This window comes from Nemorincola caseinilytica, from assembly GCF_039540515.1.
GTDB classification, from domain to species: domain Bacteria; phylum Bacteroidota; class Bacteroidia; order Chitinophagales; family Chitinophagaceae; genus Nemorincola; species Nemorincola caseinilytica.
The window spans coordinates 293,726-311,692 of sequence record NZ_BAABFA010000019.1 but is presented as its reverse complement, the minus strand read 5'-3'; the positions used below and the strand labels follow the sequence as shown (position 1 = coordinate 311,692).

Below are 17,967 nucleotides of genomic sequence, written 5' to 3'. Positions count from 1 at the left end.
CTCGTTGAGCTTTCAAATATGAAAGAAATGGTTATACAAAGAAAGGCAAACTTTCGAACACTTATGGATGTGGACCGGATGGACTACCTGAACCGCGACAGCTTTTACACAGGCGTATCGGAGGGGGTGATAGGCTATGACCGCATACTGCAGATGCTGACGGTGCGTGATAACGAGCTGATGGTAGAAGAGAAAGGTGTGCAGTCGGTAGAGAAATTCATAATAGCGCGCAGGCTCATGTACTGGCAGGTATACCTGCACAAGACGGTGCTGAGCACAGAGCTGCTACTGGTGAATATATTGAAAAGGGCAAAGTACCTGGCCGGGCAGGGCGAAACACTTTTTGCTACGCCGGCCCTGCAATATTTCCTGCAAAGAGACCTGAGCGAAGAAGACCTGCAGAACGACCCCGCACACATGGAGGTATTTTGCGATATGGACGATACAGATGTGCTATCGGCCATAAAAGTATGGCAGAAGCATGATGATAAAATTTTATCCGACCTTTGCCAGATGCTCATTCTGAGAAAATTGTACAAAGTTCTGTTCAGTTCGGGATCTTTGGCAAGCTATTTGAATGATATAAAGGAGCAGGTGATGCGGGAGAAAAGGATAAAGGAAGAGGACCTGAGATATTATGTGTTCGAAGGGGTGACATCGAACAGCACATATAATATAAATGAAGAACTGATAAAGATAGAGACGAAGACAGGACAAGTAAAGAACATAACGGAAATAGATGACTCGTTGGTGAACCAGGCACTTGCCAGAGCGGTACATAAAAACTACATTTGCTATGTACAATAATGGTAAGAAAGTAGCTATAGCCCTCTCTGAATACCCTTTTCTGCCACAATTGCCCGGATAGCTGATATAATAGCAACCATTGAAATAATAGATACATGCAATTCACAGCGCAGCAGATAGCTACACTGTTACAGGGTAGGCTGGAGGGAGACCCCGCAGCTACCGTGAACAATCTTGCCAAGATAGAGGAGGCTCGCGACGGGGATCTTTGTTTCCTGTCGAACCGGAAGTATGAGGAGTATATATACTCGTCTGCCGCATCCATCATAATAGTGAATGAGACCTTACAGCTGACAGCGCCGGTAAATACCACCCTTATAAGAGTGAAGGATGCCTACAGCAGTTTCGCTACCCTGCTGGAGCATTATAACAACATCATATCGGGTAATGGGAAGACGGGTGTAGAGCAACCATCATATGTATCGCCTAAGGCACGGATAGGCGCCAATGTATATATTGGCGCTTTTTCGTATGTAGACGATAATGCAGTGCTGGCCGATGGGGTACAGATATGCCCCGGCAGCTTTGTAGGCAGGGATGTGCGTATAGGCAAGGACAGCAAGATATATGCAGGTGTGCGTATATACCAGGGATGTATACTGGGAAACAATGTGATAGTACACTCAGGGGCCATAATAGGCGGCGATGGTTTTGGGTTCGCGCCACTGAGCGATGGCTCATATAAAAAAATAGCCCAGATAGGCAATGTGGTGATAGAGGACGATGTGGAGATAGGCGCCAACACCACTATAGACAGGGCTACGATGGGATCGACCATAATACGCCATGGTGTGAAGCTGGACAACCTGATACAGATAGCGCACAATGTGGAGATAGGCGCCAATACAGTGATAGCGGCGCAAACAGGCATATCGGGCAGTACCCGTATAGGCAAGAATTGCGTAATAGGCGGGCAGGTAGGTATAGTAGGCCATATACAAATAGCCGATGGTACGCGTATAAATGCACAGAGCGGAGTATCGAAGTCGGTGACGGTAGAGAATACGACTTTGAACAGTTCGCCGGCATTCGACTATAAAAGTTCATTAAAAAGTCAGGCAATTTTTAGAAATTTGCCCGAATTGCAGAACCGCCTGCTGAAACTCGAAGAAACGGTGCAGGAACTGACCGCACTATTGAGCATACAAAACACGGAGTATAAAAAGTGAACGAGGACACAGTAATCAAACACGATAGCAAGAAGAAGGCAGAACAGTACCATGCAGGTACAAGCCCCAATCAGCATACGCTGAAGAACGCTGTGACCCTGCACGGAGTGGGGCTGCACACCGGTAAGGAAGTGACGATGACCATGCGGCCCGCCAACCCGGGACATGGTATCCGTTTCCAGAGGATAGACCTGCCCGAAAAGCCCGTGGTAAAGGCCGATGTGGACTTTGTGGTAGATACATCGCGCGGGACAACGATAGAATATAATGGCGCCCGAGTGAGCACCATAGAGCATACTATGGCCGCACTGGTGGGCATGGGTATAGACAATGTGCTGATAGAGATGGATGGCCCCGAAGTGCCTATAATGGATGGCAGCGCGCGCGAGTTCATGGAGGCGATAGAAAGCTCGGGTATAGAAGAGCAGGAGGCCAAACGCATAGTATATACGATAGACAGCAACATTCACTATTACGACCCTGTGAAGAAGGTGGATATGCTGGCCATACCTGCCAATGACTACCAGGTAACGGCACTGATAGACTTCAACTCGCCGGTGCTGGGCACGCAGCATGCGGTGCTGAGGCATATAACGGAGTTCCGTACAGAGATAGGGCCATGCCGTACCTTCTGTTTTTTGCATGAGCTGGAATACCTGCTGGACAATAACCTGATAAAGGGAGGAGACCTGAACAATGCCATAGTGGTAGTGGACAAGATAGTGGCCCCCGAAGAACTGCAGCGCCTGGCAAAGGTCTTCAATAAGCAGAAGATAGAGGTGAAGCAGGAAGGTATACTGAACAATGTGCAACTGCATTTCTCTAACGAGCCGGCGCGCCACAAGCTGCTGGATGTGATAGGCGACCTGGCACTGGCAGGACACTCTATAAAAGCGCACATAATAGCCAGCAGGCCGGGCCACGCTACCAATGTGGAATTTGCGAAGAAGATAAAGCAGTACATAAAGAAGAACAAGCACATAGCCGATATACCGCATTACGACCCATCGCAGCAGGCCATATACGACATAAACCATATAGTGAAGGTGCTGCCGCATAAGTTTCCCTTCCTGTTCGTAGATAAGATAATAGAGCTGAGCGACAACCATGTGGTGGGCGTGAAGAGCGTTACCTTCAACGAGCATTTCTTCCAGGGCCATTTCCCCGGCAACCCGGTAATGCCGGGTGTGCTGCAGATAGAGGCGCTGGCGCAGACAGGCGGCATACTGGCGCTGAACAATATAAGCGACCCGGAGAACTATGATACCTACTTCCTGAAGATAGATAAGGTGAAGTTCAAGAACATTGTGCGCCCGGGCGATACCCTGATACTGAAGATGGAACTGCTGAGCCCCATACGCCGTGGTATAGTAGAGATGAAAGGCACTACCTATGTAGGCAATAAACTGGCTACCGAGGCCGAACTGGTAGCGCAACTCATAAGAAAAGACAAGAAATGATCCACCCGCTTACCTATGTCCACCCGGACGCTAAAATAGCGCCTAATGTGCGCATCGACCCATTTACCACTATACATAAGAATGTAGAGATAGGGGAGGGAACCTGGATAGGATCGAACGTGACCATAATGGAAGGGGCACGCATAGGTAAGAACTGCCAGATATTTCCCAGCTCGGTGATATCGGCCATACCGCAGGATCTGAAGTTTCGCGGGGAGGATACCATCACATCCATAGGCGACAATACCACCATACGCGAGTGTGTGACCATAAACCGTGGCACCACCGACAGGAACATGACCCGCATAGGCAACAACTGCCACATAATGGCGTATAGTCATATAGCGCATGACTGTGTGGTGGGAGACCATTGCATATTCTCGAACAACACTACGCTGGCCGGCCACATAATAGTGGGCGACCATGTGGTACTGGCCGGTCTGACGGCCGTACAGCAGTTCGTGCGCATAGGGTCTCATGCCTTTGTGACCGGCGGCTCGCTGGTGCGCAAGGATATACCACCCTATGTAAAGGCCGCGCGCGAGCCGCTGTCGTATGTAGGGGTGAACTCTGTAGGCCTGAAAAGAAGGGGCTATTCCATAGATAAGATAAACCACATACTGGACATATACCGTATACTGTTCGTAAGGGGATATAGTGTATCGAAGGCACTTAGCATCATAGAGGCCGACATTCCCGTATCGGATGAGCGTGATGAGATCATCTCTTTTGTGCGCGATACCGGTAAGGGTATCATGAAGGGCTATATGCGCCGCCACGAGGATATGGCCTAAGCCACCTTCCCGTTCTTTATCAGTATCTTTTTATTTCCATGGCTGCAGATAATATCTCTGTAGTAGTGCGGCATATTGCGTGTCTATATGATACCATTTGCGCGAGGTGACATCTATAAGTGATATGGGCGGGCCGTATACGAAGTAATGAACCTTGCCATCTATATACATCTCTCCTGCCATTTGTATGCCTGCGAACTTCACCGGGTAGCCGAATGTTGTCTTTGCCGTATTCATCATGGCCTGCCAGTCGACACCGGTGACCAGGGTGCGTGTAGTATCTACGATACCCAATGGGTCGCGCCCTTCCCGGAAGGCATTGGATATAGTACCCCTGCCACCGCCGCTGTAGAATTTTTTGTAGGCATAGACACGGCCTACATTTAATTGCCGGTGTGCGAACGCTGTGAGCGATACAGCAAGAACAAGGAGAAATAAATAGGTTCCGGAACGCATGGTATGTTGTTTCCTTAAAGATAATGAACGCTATAGAGCGCATCTATATTGTAAGGCTACATTATGCTATTTTTCTATTTTTAAAGTCTTTAACAGATGGTGTATATAACTTTGTGTCTTCAAACAGATACCCAAAATGGGAACCACAGAAGGGTCGGACGACCCTGATAATTGCGAAAACCTTTTCGCGTTCTACTACAGGCCGATATCAAGGACGGCCGTACCGAAGATACCTTACATACTTCCTGAAGCAATGGTGAACCATAAGAAGATGGTACACCCCCCATGCGCATGTTGATGACGCTATAGCCCAGCATGCAGCTATAGCTATTCCTTTGCCGCCCCTGTGGGTGCGGCCAGGTCGTGCAATGTATTAGAATGCAAATAATTATCTAACTTTCACATAAATATACCACAATGAATATTTTCGACTTTTGGTGGGTCTTACCCATCCTTGCATGCCTTATTCTATACAAAGTGATACTGCGCCTTTTTTTCGGTATGGTGATAGTGCCGGAGAACAAAATAGGCCTCGTCACTAAGAAGTTCGTACTCTTTGGCGCTAACAGGTCGCTGCCGGACGGCCGCATAGTGGCTACGAACGGCGAGGCGGGTTTCCAGGCGCATACGCTGGCCCCGGGCCTTTTCTGGGGCATGTGGCCATGGCAATACACCATAGACATGGTACCCTTTACCGTGATACCTGAGGGCAAGATAGGCCTGGTGCTATCGAAAGACGGCGCAGGCATACCTACCGGACGTATACTGGCCCGCAAAGTAGAGTGCGATAACTTTCAGGATGCCAGCCTGTTCCTGAAGAACGGGGGACAGCGCGGCCGGCAGACCAGCTATATAACTGCGGGTTCGTACCGTATCAATTCGCTGCTGTTCAACATTACCATAAGCGATCAACTGGTGATAGGTGAGAGCAGGGTGGGTATAGTGACCACGCTGGATGGTGAGCCACTGGCCAACAACCAGATAGCGGGTAAGGACGTGATAGGGCACAACAACTTCCAGGACATAGACACCTTTCTGAACAAGGGAGGTAACAGGGGCCTGCAGCCGCAGGTGATACTGGCGGGCTCTTACTACATAAACCCATGGGCGGTGCAGGTAGAAGAGCGCTTTATGACAGAGGTACCTATAGGTAATGTGGGCGTGGTGATATCGTATATAGGCGACGAGGGCAAGGATGTGACGGGCGAGCACTTCAGGCATGGCAATATAGTAGAGAAGGGATACAGGGGTGTGTGGTCTGAGCCGCTGGGGCCGGGCATGTACCCTGTGAACAACTATACCATGAAGGTAGAACTGGTGCCTACCACCAACCTGGTACTGAACTGGGCCAATGCCCGCAGTGAGGCACATATGCTGGACCAGAACCTGTCTACCATCACTGTGCGCTCGCGCGATGGCTTCCCCTTCAACCTGGACGTGGCACAGATCATACATGTACCTGCTAACGAGGCCCCCAAGGTGATAGCACGCTTCGGTAGTATGAACAACCTGGTGAGCCAGGTACTGGAGCCTACGATAGGCAACTATTTCCGAAACTCGGCACAGGACAGCGATGTGATCACCTTCCTGACAGCGCGTAAGGAGCGGCAGGAGGCGGCACGGGCACACATCTACAGCGTGCTGGAAGAGTATAACGTGAACGCGGTGGACACACTGATAGGCGATATAGTACCACCCGATGCACTGATGAAGACCCTGACCGACCGTAAACTGGCCGAGGAAGAGCAGAAGACCTACCAGACCCAGCGTATGGCGCAGGAGCAGCGACAGGGTATGGAGAAGGAGACCGCTATAGCCGATATGCAGAAAGAGATAGTGAAGGCGCAGCAGAGCGTGGAGATAGCCCAGCGCACGGCCGATGCCACGGTGAAAAAGGCCGAGGGTGATGCCATAAGCCTGAAGCTGCAGGTACAGGCCGAAAGTGAGGCCACCAGGCTAAGGGCAAATGCCGAAAGCGATGCTACCAAGTTGAGGGCAGGCGCCCAGGCAGAATCGACGAGGCTGAACGCGGGTGCCGAAGCCGAACGTATAGCCAAGACCGGTAATGCCGAGGCCGAGAAGATACTGGCCATAGGTAAGAGCACGGCCGAGGCCTACCAGTTGCAGGTGGCCGCTATGGGCGGAGACAACTTTACCCGCTATAAGATAACCGAAGAGATAGGTAAAAATGCCATAAAAGTGATACCCGATATACTGATAGGCGGTAACGGCAGCAATACCGATGGTACTATGAGCGGTCTGCTGGGACTAAAACTGATGGAAATGATGGATGCTGACAAGGAAAAGAAGGAGCAGAAATAATGTAAGAGAAATATATATATAATGGCTTGTGAACGGGCAGTGCGTAATGCGCTGCCCGTTTTTATGTGTTCTATAGGTGTTGCATGAGGTATACGGCATTTTTTAGCAGCATTTGCAACAATTTTGAACAGATACGCAACGATCTTTAACGGCATTGAGTGCTATTTGGTGCTACTTTTGCAGCAATTAAATAAAACGCAATAGTATAACTATGAGAAAATTAATGTCTTTTGTGGCCCTGCTGGTATTGGGCGTAACCCTGGTGATAGGGTGCAAAAAGAAAAACGATGATGATAATAACAATAATGGAGGTAGCGGCAGCGCATCAGCGCTGGTGATACGCACCGGTGCCAGGACCATGTCGCCAGATGAAAAAGTAACATATGAGGCGGTAGTAGTAGACTCGAAAGGAAATGCTACAGCGGCATCGGGCGTTACCTGGAGCGTTAGTAATTCGCTCGGTTCGTTCTCGGGCAATGTTTTTTCTCCCTCCAATTCGGGTAATGGTGTGATATCGGCATCGGTAGTGGTAAGCGGTAAGACCCTTACTGCCCAGGTGCCTGTAGGTATATACCTGCCCGCGGTATTCACCGTAGTACCCTCGGCCATTATCTGGACGACGGATGCGGGTACTATACCGCTGACCTCGGTATACCTTGGTACGGGTACGGTAACGGGGTATACTTATTCATCAAGCGATGCATCTATAGCATCTGTAGATGGCACGGGCAATGTGAGCTTCAACAAGACAGGCGAATGCGTGATAACCGTGACCGCCAATGGCATTTCGGATAATAATAAGGTATATGTACCTGTGCTGGTGGTAGGCATGCCTACAGAGCCGCTGCCTATAGTAAGGGTGGCCGTGAACCCCGCAGGTAAGGAGCTCTTCCGCAATGAGACAGCTACATTCACTGCCAAGGCATACAACAGCTCTAATGCAGAGACATCGGCTACATTCACATGGGCATCGCAGGACGAGAGCGTGGCCACTGTAGATGCCAATGGTACCGTAACGGCGAAGAGTCTGGGTAAGACCATCATCACTGCCACTGCCAGCGGTATGACCGGTCAGGCAGAGGTAGATGTACTGCCCGATACTACCATCATAGTGACGCCGATAATGGCCAGCATAGCGCCCGGCGGTACCAAGCAGTTCACCGCGCAGGCATATGCAGTGAACCATAGCACCAAAGCGCTTTCTCCCATAGCTATGCCTGCGGGTCTTACCTGGGAAGTGCCTACTACAGGTGTGCCTATCTTCGATATAGCATCGGTGAACAGCACAGGGCTTGTGACCATGAGCTCCTCAGCCTCCCTGGGCCTCAGCACAGTGGTGGTGGCGCATGTAAGTTCGCCTACCATAGAGGAGGGCGCAGCACTGGTAATGGTGAGCGACTGCAACTGCGGTAGCACTACACCCGGTGTACACCACATAAAGCTGACCGGTAGCAGCACTATAAGTGCCAGCCTGATGGGTGGTCCCGTGACAGTGGTGGCCGCTGCTGTAGATGCCAGCAACATTCCCGTGACGGGCGCTACACTGAGCATGTGCAGCGACAATATGGCCGTATGTACAGTAGATGCATCTAATATGACCATAGTGCCTGTAGGTCCCGGTACTGCAGTTGTGACCATATGCAATGGTTCGGTATCGATACAGGTGACAGTGAATGTGACATTCTAAGCATTCTGTCTCCCGATCTTTTATTTTCCAGGCCCGGCCTTTATGGCCGGGCCTTTTCGTTTCCATAATTCATCTCTTCATCCTTCGTAATTCCTGTTATTTTTGCACACGATGGCCGAAATGTCGCGCAAAAAGATACTGTTACTGACACTGGTACACCCCGATTTCCTGCCGCCGGTATATGCCCTCGCCCAGGTGCTTCGCGATGAGGGGTGTACGGTACACATACTCACCTTCGATTCGTATGTGCCATCGCAGGTAGACCTTGGAGACGATATAGTGGTAGAGACCGTAGGGAAACACTATGGCATAGGCCTTATGCAACGGTTGAAACTACGACGCCGATATACACAACGTGCGCGCGTACTGGTGGCAGAGGGGCAGACGGCGATTGTTTCTTTCTGTGCTTTTACATTGCTGTGCGGGCTGAAGATAAAGGGCGATACGCCACTGGTATATAATGCGCTGGAAGTGGCCGATTTTATGTGGAGCTCGCTCCGAAGGTCGCCCTTATCCCAGGTAAATAACCTGATGGCGCTGAGAAAGCTGCATAAGGCAGACCTGCTGGCCACACCATCAGTGCAGCGGTCGGCATGGCTGGCGGGGCGTTGTAATATGCAGCGTTTGCCCCACACAGTGCTGAATGCGGCCTACCTTACCGCAGCGAAAGAGGATGATACCACGGCCGTCTATGCCGGTGTGGTGCCTGCGGCGCTACGCGCAAAAAAAGTAATACTCTATACCGGTGCGGTGAATCAAAGACTGTGTATACTGGAAATGGTGCAGGCCTTTTGCAAGCTGAACGATTCGGGCAGCGCACTGGTAATGACCGGGATGAAGGATAATGAGTATTGCGGCCAGATAAAGACCTTTGTGGCAGCAAGCGGCTGTGCAGAGCGCATATTGCTGCTGCCCTATGTGACACGAACAGAGATGCTGGCCCTGCAGGCCAATGCCGATATAGGTGTATGCCTGATGCGCGAATATGCGCACGATGTGGAATCAGCCATGATAGCGCCCAACAAGGTAGGCGAGTACCTGGTGCGCGGCCTGTACCTGCTGGCGTGCCGCAGCGAATACATGATGCCCATGGCCATGAAAGGCATAGCCGCCCTTGCCGATACTGCACATACCGATGATGTGGCCATTGCCATGAAAGGTGCACTGCAGGAGGTGAATAAGGAAGGGTATAAGGAACGCATTCGTGAATTCGTGCGCGACTTCTACTGCATGCAGCAGCAGGCAAAACCTATTGTCAATTTCATACTAAAGAAAGGCAGAGCATTATAAGCTCACATGCTGCGACCGCACTGGAGCTCCCCTGAAAATGGAGGCATGATCATCGAACTCAGCAGGATCGCCGGTGGTGAAGTATCGCGTGGTACCGTTCCTGGTAAGCACATTATCTATCTCGGAATGCCGGTGAAGGTAATCGGTAAGGCTGGCCGCCACTATATCGCCCTGTGCTACCACCTGTACATTTGCAGGCAGGTGTTTTTTTATCTTATCGGCAAGCAGAGGGTAGTGTGTACATGCCAATAGTATGGTGTCTATAGCAGGGGCCGCGGTCATCAGCTCGTCGAGATATTTCTTCACAAAAAAGTTGGCGCCCTCAGATGCATATTCGCCGTTCTCTATAATGGGTACCCACATGGGGCATGCCTTCTGATGCACCTGTACATCGGGGAAGAAATGGTCTATCTCTATCTTGTAAGAGTCGGACAGGACGGTGCCGCGTGTACCCAGTACGCCCACCTGGCGCGATGTGGTGTAATTTCCTATCACCTCGGCAGATGGGCGAATGACACCCAGTACCCGTTTGGAAGGGTCTATGAGCGGCAGGTCTTTCTGCTGTATGGTGCGCAGCGCCTTGGCCGATGCTGTGTTGCAAGCCAGTATCACCAGCGGGCAACCCATGCCGAAGAACCATCGCACACACTGCAACGTGTACTGGTGTACGGTATCGAAAGAGCGGTCGCCATAGGGGGCTCGGCTATTATCGCCCAGGTATATGTAGTCGTACTGTGGCAATGCCTCGGCAATGGAACGAAAGACGGTGAGGCCGCCATAACCGGAATCGAATATACCTATGGGATGGGTCACAAAAGGAAAGTGAGGTGTAAAGGTAGGTGTTGGCGAGATACGGTGACGGGATAGAGAGTGCTATTTGGCATAGATGAATACCGGTTGTAAACCGGCTGACCTGTGTGAGGCACGAGAGCGCTTCGCTAACTCTCGCGCCAGGGTATAGATATTAAAAGCTTACTTCCTTTCTTCCTACCACCTCGAAGGCAGCATGGTAGAAATTGTTGCAGGCCGATACCAGCTTCAGGTCTATGTAGAAGCACTCGGTGAAGAGCTTGAACGCCTTGAACTCATGGCCATACACATTGAACTCGTCGAACATGATGATGTCGCCCTCGTTGAGGTAGGGGTATAGTTGGCTAAGGGCAAAGAGGGTAGCGCTGAAGATATCGGCATCGAGGTGTATGACCTTACGCTGCTTCTTCAGGTCGGGGCCTAGCCTGTGCAGCAGGTCGTTCAGTGTATCCTGAAAGATACCTTTTATGAATACCGCCCTCGGGTCGTTTACCTGGGGTATGGAGGCTATCATATCGCCTTTGTTGAACACGCCCCAGCTTTCGGGCAGCCCTTCGAAGGTATCGAGGCCATAGTAGCGGGAGTCGGCATTTTTGTTCGCTTTCAGCCACCATTTGAACGAGTCGCCCCCGGCCACACCGAACTCCATGTAAACTATAGGAGCCTGTTCCATATGATAGTGTTTTACAATGGCATCAAAACTTTTTTCGCGGTCGTCGTAGTGCCGTACCGGGCGGTAGAAGTCGTTCATGAGGGTCTTATCGCGCTTGTGGCGGTGTATCCATGATGTAAGCGTATTGAAATCGTATATGAATGCGAACAGCCTGTTGAAGGGCTGCAGCAATTGCAGGATGCGGGAGGCAAGCAAAAAGTCTTTGGTGAACTTGGTGATATTTAATTTTATGGTTCTGCCTGACATTTTTCGGTACTGTATTAGGGTGGCTGATGGCAAAAGGTAGTTGTCTACCCCTATTCTATGCAAATAATTGCAATGATAGTGATATTCCCCGTCACATTGCACACCGGGGGCGGTCATACTTTGACATTCCATTTATCCATTGTACCTTTGCACGACCGCAACAGCTACTTCCCCGTATTTATTGTAATATATAGCTGCGTACCGGTCTTGCATTAAAACAGGAGCGTTATGACCAAGTATATTTTTGTGACAGGTGGTGTGACATCATCTCTGGGCAAGGGCATTATAGCCGCCTCGCTTGCCAAATTATTACAGGCCCGTGGTTTCAGTACCACTATCCAGAAATTCGACCCGTATATCAATGTGGATCCCGGGACACTGAACCCGTACGAGCATGGGGAATGCTATGTGACGGAGGATGGCGCCGAGACCGACCTGGACCTGGGCCACTATGAGCGCTACCTGAACACCTTCACATCGCAGGCCAATAATGTGACCACAGGCCGCATATACCAGCATGTGATAACCAAGGAGCGCGAAGGCGCCTACCTGGGCAAGACCGTGCAGGTGATACCCCATATAACCGACGAGATAAAGAGGCGTGTACTGCTGCTGGGCGAGAACGGAAAGTTCGATATAGTGATAACGGAGCTGGGTGGTACCGTGGGCGATATAGAATCGCTGCCGTATATAGAGGCTGTGCGCCAGCTGAAGTGGGAGATGGGATCGGAGAACTGCCTGGTGATACACCTGACACTGATACCCTACCTGAAAGCCGCCAAGGAGCTGAAGACGAAACCCACACAGCACTCGGTGAAGATGATGAGCGAGCATGGCCTGACGCCCGATGTGCTGGTGTGCCGTACCGAAGAGCCGCTGTACAAGGACCTGAAGAAAAAGATAGCCCTGTTCTGCAACGTGACGCAGGATGCAGTGATAGAGGCGCTGGACGCCGATACCATATACAGTGTGCCGCTAGAGATGATGCGCGAAAGGCTGGACGTGATATGCCTGGAGAAGCTGGAAATGCCTATGGGCGCAGAACCGGACCTGACAAAGTGGAAAGAATTTCTGAACAAGCTGCGCTACCCCAAGAGCAAGGTGACCATAGGCCTGATAGGCAAATATGTGGAACTGCAGGATGCATACAAATCGATACTGGAGGCGCTGATACATGCCGGAGCCATGAACGAGTGCAAGGTAGAGGTACGCAACATTCACTCGGAATTCCTGACGAAGGAGATAGCAAAAGAAAAACTGCAGAACCTGGATGCCGTACTGGTGGCGCCGGGCTTCGGCAGCCGTGGTATAGAGGGCAAGGTAGAGGCCATACGGTATGCCAGGGAGAACAAGATACCCTTCTTCGGGATATGCCTGGGTATGCAGATGGCCTGCGTGGAATTCGCACGCAATGTGCTGGGTATGCCCAAGGCCCACTCTACCGAAATGGACCCCGATACCGAGCAGGGTGTGATATGCATGATGGAGGAGCAGAAGAACATAACACAGATGGGCGGTACAATGCGCCTGGGCAGTTATGAGTGCCAGTTGCAGCCTGCATCTATGGCGGCATCTATATATGGCAGCAGCACCATCAACGAGCGTCACCGCCACCGTTACGAGTTCAACAACGAGTTCCTGGAGCAGTACGAGAAAGCAGGTTTCATACCTGTGGGCCGCAACCCCAAGACCAACCTGGTAGAGGTGGTGGAACTAAAGGACCATCCGTTCTATATAGGTGTGCAGTTCCACCCCGAATATAAAAGCACGGTAGAGAACCCGCACCCGCTCTTCGTAGCCTTTGTAAAGGCCGCCAAGGAGGCACAGGAGAACCGCAACGGCTACGCCAAACGCTCATTTGAAAAGACCACAGTTTAATACCCAGTTCGTTCATTCTTCATAATACATCGATCAAAATGTTGTCCCGAATTTCCATAGTATTCCTGTTCGCATTGGTGATGGTATCGTGCCGCGATGCACGGATCATAGAGCACAAAGAATGGGCTAAGGTGTATGAGGAGAACGGCATAAAGGATGCCTGTTTCATACTGCGCGACAACAATCATGAATCGATACACTATTACAACCTGGAGCGTTGCTCGCAGCGTTTTCTGCCGGCATCCACTTTCAAGATATTCAACTCGCTGGTGGCGCTGGAAACAGCCGTGGCGCCCGATGAAAGGCTGGTGATAAAGTACGATACCGCCTATGGCGGCCGTGAAGAATGGCGCAAGGATATGGATATGCGCGAGGCCATGAAGGTGAGCTGCCTGTGGTACTACCGGGAGATAGCGCGCCGCATAGGGCCCGACAGGATGAAGCGCTATATAGATACCATAAAGTATGGCAACATGAACATATCGGGGCAGATAGACATGTTCTGGCTGAACGACTCGCTGCAGATAAGCGCCGACGAGCAGGCCGGTTTTGTGAAGCGCCTGTACTTTGCCGAGCTGCCGGTATCGGAGCGCAGCCAGCGTATAGTGAGGAACATAATGCTGCGCGAAGAAGGCCCCGGCTACAAGCTGTACTACAAGACAGGTACCGGAGAGATAAAGGGTGGCAAGTACATATACTGGGTGACAGGCTTTGTAGAGCGCATAGAGCATGTGAAGGAACCCAAGGGCTCTATGAACAAGACCGATATACGCATGTATCCATACTTCTTCTCGCAGAACTTCGAGATGCCGGTGGCCGATACATCGCGCAACTGGTTCGATACGCGTATCGCCATTACCAAGACCATACTGAAGCAGTACGGAGCGCTGCCCAAGGAATAACCTGTATTGTTCCGGTTTTGTGACGGGTGCAGTATCTTTACTGTCAAACCCAATGTCATGAGATATTTTCTATCCTTCCTTTTACTGGCACTACCCTTGCTGTGCTGCGCAGAGAAAGATCCCTGCCGCAAGATAACGCGCAAGGTAGAGCGCAAGAAAAAGACCACTACCTACAAAAGCCCCGAAACGAAGTATGCCTTTGTGATAAGGCAGATAAAGACCGATACTTTCTTTGCGGTGCTGTTCCACTTCAGCGATGAACGCGAACACTTCGAGACACGGGGTGCCGCCATAACATTCGAGGATGGTACGGAGATAGTGGACGAGAATGTGGAAGTGCGGTGTACGCCGGAAAGGTCTGTATTCATAGGGTCTACGGCATCGGCCAGCTCATCGTCTAACGGGGGGCGGTATGTGTTGCAGGCCTTCTTCCGCATCAGCGATCACTATATAGGCCACTTCGCCACTTCGCGCATTGTGAAGGTGCGGCTGCACAATGCATTGCAGGCCATTCCCAAAGATGATGGTTACCAGCTAAAGACCTATGTGAACTGTATGATGAGCAAGAACTGAGGTCTTTGCCATTATTGTATCCAGGGCTGCAGGGCATCGGCTATTCTGCGGTCGTTGCTGAGGCGTGGTACCTTGTTCTGCCCGCCCAGCTTGCCTATAGAGCGCATGTAGTCTATGAAGGTGTTCTTCTTCATGTCGCGTATCACCAGCGGGCGCAGTATACTGCCCGTCATCAGGTCTTCGTAGTAGATGTTCTTGCCGCGCATGTGGTCGTTCACACTCTTTGCGAACGCATCCATATCGGCCGGCCGTGTCTCGAACTCGATGAACCATTCGTGGTAGGGCAGGCCATCGGTCACCTGTATGGCAGGCGCCACGGTGAACTCGGTGATCTGCACATCGTGCTCTTTTGCTGCGTTCATTACAGCATATTCCACCTCCTCGCCTATGACATGCTCGCCGAAGGCGGATATGAAATGCTTGATGCGGCCCGTGACCACCAGCCTGTACGGCTCTGTGCTCACAAAGCGTACGGTATCGCCTATGCTGTAGCCCCACAGGCCGGCATCGGTGCTTACTACGAGGGCGTAGTTCTCGCCCACCTTCACATCGCCCAGCGATAGGCGCGTAGGGTTGTCATTATGTATCTCTGCCGCGGGTATGAATTCGTAGAAGATACCGGCATCGGTATTGAGCAGCAGGCCTTCGCCACCTATCTTGTCCTGGAAGGCAAAGAAGCCCTCTGATGCAGGGAAGGTCTCTATCATATCCACCTGTTCGCCCAGGCTGTCCATGAGGCGGGCACGGTATGGCTCGAAGTTGACACCGCCATGCACTATTACCTGCAACTTAGGAAATATCTCCTTTATCTTTTTGCCATTGCTGCGTTGCGAGAGCCACTCGAAGTACATCTGCATCCATGGCGGTATACCGCTTATCAGCGTCATGTTCTCGCCTATGGTCTCGTTCACTATCTTGTCCAGCTTGGTCTCCCAGTCCTCTATACAGTTGGTCTCGTAAGATGGCAACTGGTTGCCACGCAGATAGCGCGGTATGAAATGGTTGACTATACCACTGAGGCGGCCTGTGGGTATGCCCCCTACGCGCTCCATCTCGGGCGATCCTGAGAGGAATATCATCTTGCCATCGGCAAAGGCAGTGTTGCCGCTTTCGGCCATATAGCAGAGCAGCGCATCGCGCGCACCACTTATATGATTAGGCATAGACTCTTTGGTGATGGGTATGTATTTTACACCACTGGTAGTGCCCGATGTCTTTGCGAAATATATGGGCCTTCCCTTCCACAGCACATTGGCCTCGCCCTCTTTTATCTTATTGATGTAGGGTATGAACGCCTCGTAATCTCTGATGGGTACTGCGGCCTTGAACTCCTCGTAGGTCTTTACGCTCTCCATGCCATGATCGCGGCCAAAGGCTGTGCGGGCGCCGTTCTTCAGCAGGTACTGCAGTATGGCCTGCTGGTCTGCAACGGCTGTGGCCATGCCTTTGCGCACACGCGAGTGAACGATGGATGCATATGGCCTGGCAAGAAAAGATCGCAGTTTCATTTCATTGGTATCGGGGAGTCAAAGTTAGCGAACGATATTTACCTTTGCGCTAACGAGCAACGAGATGTTGTTAGTGGAATTATAAAATGCACTTTGAAAACAATAATAAATTTTTGTTGTTCAAAATAAAAAAGTGCATTACCTTTGCAGAAATATTTTTACGTTTATCATGTTCGCAATAGTAAATATAGCCGGTCAGCAGTTCAAGGTAAAACAGAATGATGAACTGTTCGTGCATCGCCTGAGCGGCAACGCCGGTGACAAAGTAGAGTTCTCCAACGTGCTTATGGTAAGCAACGATGGTAATATGTCTGTAGGTAGCTCATCGAATAAGGTACAGGCAGAGATAGTAGATCATCTGAAAGGAGACAAAGTGATCGTGTTCAAAAAGAAACGCAGGAAAGGCTACCAGAAGATGAATGGTCATCGCCAGAGCTTTACCAAAATAAAAATAAACGGGATCGCATAATTTTATTCCAGAAATAAGTAATTTTAAGCAAGCTAAAATAAGATGGCACACAAAAAAGGCGAAGGCAGTGTAAGGAACGGCCGGGATTCACATAGTAAAAGACATGGTGTAAAGATATTCGGTGGTCAGCCGGCTATCTCAGGTAATATAATAGTACGCCAGCGTGGTACAGTTTATCATCCGGGTACCAACGTAGGCCTGGGTAAGGACTTTACCATATTCGCCCTTGCCGACGGGATAGTAGAGTTCCGCAAGACAAGGACAAAAACATTGGTATCAGTAACTGCAGTTAATTAAGGAGATCGCCGAGGACTAACCCCCTACGGCGATCTTGCCATATAGAAGATTTTTGTTTAACCCTTAAATTCACAGTTATGGCAACAGCAAAAAAAGCGGCCCCTGCAAAGAAAGCGGCACCCGCAAAGAAAGCAGCACCTGCTAAAAAGGCAGCACCTGCAAAGAAAGCAGCACCTGCTAAAAAGGCAGCACCTGCAAAGAAAGCAGCACCTGCTAAAAAAGCAGCACCTGCTAAAAAAGCAGCAGCTCCTAAAAAAGCGGCAGCTCCCAAAAAGGCCGCGGCTCCTAAGAAAGCAGCAGCTCCTAAAAAAGCGGCAGCATCTAAGAATGCCGGCCCAAAGAAGACCGCCGCTAAAAAGTAGTCCAAGATTTTTAGCGATCTTAAAAAGAGGTTGTTTGATCACAACCTCTTTTTTTTATGTCCCTTGCCTTTCTCCTTCCCAACATAACGATGCCTGTGGCTTGCACCGGTATAGCGTGGGCTTAATGAACATATGCGATATATTTTCTGAAAACCATGCGAAGAGGTGTGCCGGTGAACTGAATGATACGAAAAGAAATGTATTTTTGTATCATCGGTGAGCTGTGTCTATACCTGTATGCCGTTATGTATGCATCGCGCTAAC

At 50.6% G+C, this 17,967-nt stretch carries 17 protein-coding genes; 12 read left to right on the top strand and 5 right to left on the bottom strand.

The features are described 5' to 3' along the window. Positions 1-63: 63 nt before the first annotated feature. The 4 genes from ABD843_RS14155 (at position 64) to lpxA (ending at position 4,230) form a co-directional block, all read left to right on the top strand. A complete protein-coding gene (locus ABD843_RS14155) occupies positions 64-807 on the top strand; it encodes an HD domain-containing protein (RefSeq protein ID WP_345084406.1) in 744 nt (247 codons plus the stop codon). Between the two features lie 95 nt (positions 808-902). Next, complete coding sequence (gene lpxD / locus ABD843_RS14150) at positions 903-1,976, top strand: UDP-3-O-(3-hydroxymyristoyl)glucosamine N-acyltransferase (protein ID WP_345084403.1); 1,074 nt, start codon at positions 903-905, stop codon at positions 1,974-1,976. Continuing rightward, positions 1,973-3,436: a bifunctional UDP-3-O-[3-hydroxymyristoyl] N-acetylglucosamine deacetylase/3-hydroxyacyl-ACP dehydratase gene (locus ABD843_RS14145; RefSeq protein WP_345084401.1), complete on the top strand. Its 1,464-nt coding sequence runs from the start codon at positions 1,973-1,975 to the stop codon at positions 3,434-3,436. The genes lpxD and ABD843_RS14145 overlap by 4 nt, the downstream gene beginning before the upstream one ends. Beyond that, positions 3,433-4,230: an acyl-ACP--UDP-N-acetylglucosamine O-acyltransferase gene (lpxA, locus tag ABD843_RS14140; protein ID WP_345084398.1), complete on the top strand. Its 798-nt coding sequence runs from the start codon at positions 3,433-3,435 to the stop codon at positions 4,228-4,230. The genes ABD843_RS14145 and lpxA overlap by 4 nt, the downstream gene beginning before the upstream one ends. 30 nt (positions 4,231-4,260) lie before the next feature. Here lpxA and ABD843_RS14135 read toward each other — a convergent pair whose 3' ends face one another. After that, complete coding sequence (locus ABD843_RS14135; protein WP_345084395.1) at positions 4,261-4,686, bottom strand: hypothetical protein; 426 nt, start codon at positions 4,684-4,686, stop codon at positions 4,261-4,263. 477 nt (positions 4,687-5,163) lie between these two features. On the opposite strand from ABD843_RS14135, the gene ABD843_RS14130 reads away from it, so the two are divergent. The 3 genes from ABD843_RS14130 (at position 5,164) to ABD843_RS14120 (ending at position 9,985) form a co-directional block, all read left to right on the top strand. Then, positions 5,164-7,008 carry an SPFH domain-containing protein gene (locus ABD843_RS14130; protein ID WP_345084392.1) on the top strand — a complete coding sequence of 615 codons (1,845 nt, stop codon included), beginning with the start codon at positions 5,164-5,166 and terminating at the stop codon, positions 7,006-7,008. 211 nt (positions 7,009-7,219) lie between these two features. After that, positions 7,220-8,695 (top strand): Ig-like domain-containing protein, encoded by a 1,476-nt coding sequence (locus tag ABD843_RS14125; protein WP_345084389.1) that lies wholly within the window; start codon positions 7,220-7,222, stop codon positions 8,693-8,695. Between the two features lie 120 nt (positions 8,696-8,815). After that, complete coding sequence (locus tag ABD843_RS14120; protein WP_345084386.1) at positions 8,816-9,985, top strand: glycosyltransferase family protein; 1,170 nt, start codon at positions 8,816-8,818, stop codon at positions 9,983-9,985. Here ABD843_RS14120 and murI read toward each other — a convergent pair. Beyond that, positions 9,980-10,798 carry a glutamate racemase gene (gene murI, locus ABD843_RS14115; protein ID WP_345084383.1) on the bottom strand — a complete coding sequence of 273 codons (819 nt, stop codon included), beginning with the start codon at positions 10,796-10,798 and terminating at the stop codon, positions 9,980-9,982. The two genes, ABD843_RS14120 and murI, sit on opposite strands and share 6 nt — an antisense overlap. 151 nt (positions 10,799-10,949) lie before the next feature. Next, positions 10,950-11,714, bottom strand: a complete 765-nt coding sequence (locus ABD843_RS14110) for a class I SAM-dependent methyltransferase (RefSeq protein WP_345084380.1) — start codon at positions 11,712-11,714, stop codon at positions 10,950-10,952. 228 nt (positions 11,715-11,942) lie between these two features. On the opposite strand from ABD843_RS14110, the gene pyrG reads away from it, so the two are divergent. The 3 genes from pyrG to ABD843_RS14095 are packed head-to-tail and all read left to right on the top strand — an operon-like array spanning position 11,943 to position 15,067. Further along, the gene (pyrG, locus tag ABD843_RS14105; protein WP_345084378.1) at positions 11,943-13,592 is read left to right on the top strand and encodes a CTP synthase; all 1,650 of its coding nucleotides are present in this window, start codon (positions 11,943-11,945) and stop codon (positions 13,590-13,592) included. A 38-nt stretch (positions 13,593-13,630) separates the two neighbouring features. Continuing rightward, entirely contained in the window at positions 13,631-14,494 is an 864-nt protein-coding gene (locus ABD843_RS14100) for a penicillin-binding transpeptidase domain-containing protein (protein ID WP_345084375.1), read from the top strand. Positions 14,495-14,551: 57 nt separating this feature from the next. Continuing rightward, positions 14,552-15,067: a hypothetical protein gene (locus ABD843_RS14095; protein ID WP_345084372.1), complete on the top strand. Its 516-nt coding sequence runs from the start codon at positions 14,552-14,554 to the stop codon at positions 15,065-15,067. Positions 15,068-15,078: 11 nt separating this feature from the next. Here the strand turns inward: ABD843_RS14095 and ABD843_RS14090 are convergent, their stop codons facing one another. Next, complete coding sequence (locus tag ABD843_RS14090) at positions 15,079-16,575, bottom strand: GH3 auxin-responsive promoter family protein (protein WP_345084369.1); 1,497 nt, start codon at positions 16,573-16,575, stop codon at positions 15,079-15,081. A 169-nt stretch (positions 16,576-16,744) separates the two neighbouring features. Here ABD843_RS14090 and rplU point away from each other — a divergent pair, with 169 nt between their 5' ends. Next, positions 16,745-17,044 carry a 50S ribosomal protein L21 gene (gene rplU / locus ABD843_RS14085; protein WP_345084366.1) on the top strand — a complete coding sequence of 100 codons (300 nt, stop codon included), beginning with the start codon at positions 16,745-16,747 and terminating at the stop codon, positions 17,042-17,044. 42 nt (positions 17,045-17,086) lie between these two features. After that, positions 17,087-17,341 carry a 50S ribosomal protein L27 gene (rpmA, locus tag ABD843_RS14080; protein ID WP_345084363.1) on the top strand — a complete coding sequence of 85 codons (255 nt, stop codon included), beginning with the start codon at positions 17,087-17,089 and terminating at the stop codon, positions 17,339-17,341. On the opposite strand, the gene ABD843_RS14075 is transcribed toward rpmA, so the two are convergent. Beyond that, a complete protein-coding gene (locus tag ABD843_RS14075; protein ID WP_345084360.1) occupies positions 17,334-17,708 on the bottom strand; it encodes a hypothetical protein in 375 nt (124 codons plus the stop codon). The two genes, rpmA and ABD843_RS14075, sit on opposite strands and share 8 nt — an antisense overlap. Positions 17,709-17,967: the final 259 nt, after the last annotated feature.

Excerpts from the sequence above, each read along its gene's own strand:
- ABD843_RS14120 (WP_345084386.1), top strand. The coding sequence starts at position 8,816 with ATGTCGCGCAAAAAGATACTGTTACTGACACTGGTACACCCCGATTTC.
- ABD843_RS14090 (WP_345084369.1), bottom strand. The coding sequence starts at position 16,575 with ATGAAACTGCGATCTTTTCTTGCCAGGCCATATGCATCCATCGTTCAC.
- rpmA (WP_345084363.1), top strand. The coding sequence starts at position 17,087 with ATGGCACACAAAAAAGGCGAAGGCAGTGTAAGGAACGGCCGGGATTCA.
- ABD843_RS14125 (WP_345084389.1), top strand. The coding sequence starts at position 7,220 with ATGAGAAAATTAATGTCTTTTGTGGCCCTGCTGGTATTGGGCGTAACC.
- ABD843_RS14100 (WP_345084375.1), top strand. The coding sequence starts at position 13,631 with ATGTTGTCCCGAATTTCCATAGTATTCCTGTTCGCATTGGTGATGGTA.
- ABD843_RS14110 (WP_345084380.1), bottom strand. The coding sequence starts at position 11,714 with ATGTCAGGCAGAACCATAAAATTAAATATCACCAAGTTCACCAAAGAC.
- rplU (WP_345084366.1), top strand. The coding sequence starts at position 16,745 with ATGTTCGCAATAGTAAATATAGCCGGTCAGCAGTTCAAGGTAAAACAG.
- lpxA (WP_345084398.1), top strand. The coding sequence starts at position 3,433 with ATGATCCACCCGCTTACCTATGTCCACCCGGACGCTAAAATAGCGCCT.
- ABD843_RS14155 (WP_345084406.1), top strand. The coding sequence starts at position 64 with ATGGATGTGGACCGGATGGACTACCTGAACCGCGACAGCTTTTACACA.
- ABD843_RS14135 (WP_345084395.1), bottom strand. The coding sequence starts at position 4,686 with ATGCGTTCCGGAACCTATTTATTTCTCCTTGTTCTTGCTGTATCGCTC.
- ABD843_RS14095 (WP_345084372.1), top strand. The coding sequence starts at position 14,552 with ATGAGATATTTTCTATCCTTCCTTTTACTGGCACTACCCTTGCTGTGC.
- pyrG (WP_345084378.1), top strand. The coding sequence starts at position 11,943 with ATGACCAAGTATATTTTTGTGACAGGTGGTGTGACATCATCTCTGGGC.
- lpxD (WP_345084403.1), top strand. The coding sequence starts at position 903 with ATGCAATTCACAGCGCAGCAGATAGCTACACTGTTACAGGGTAGGCTG.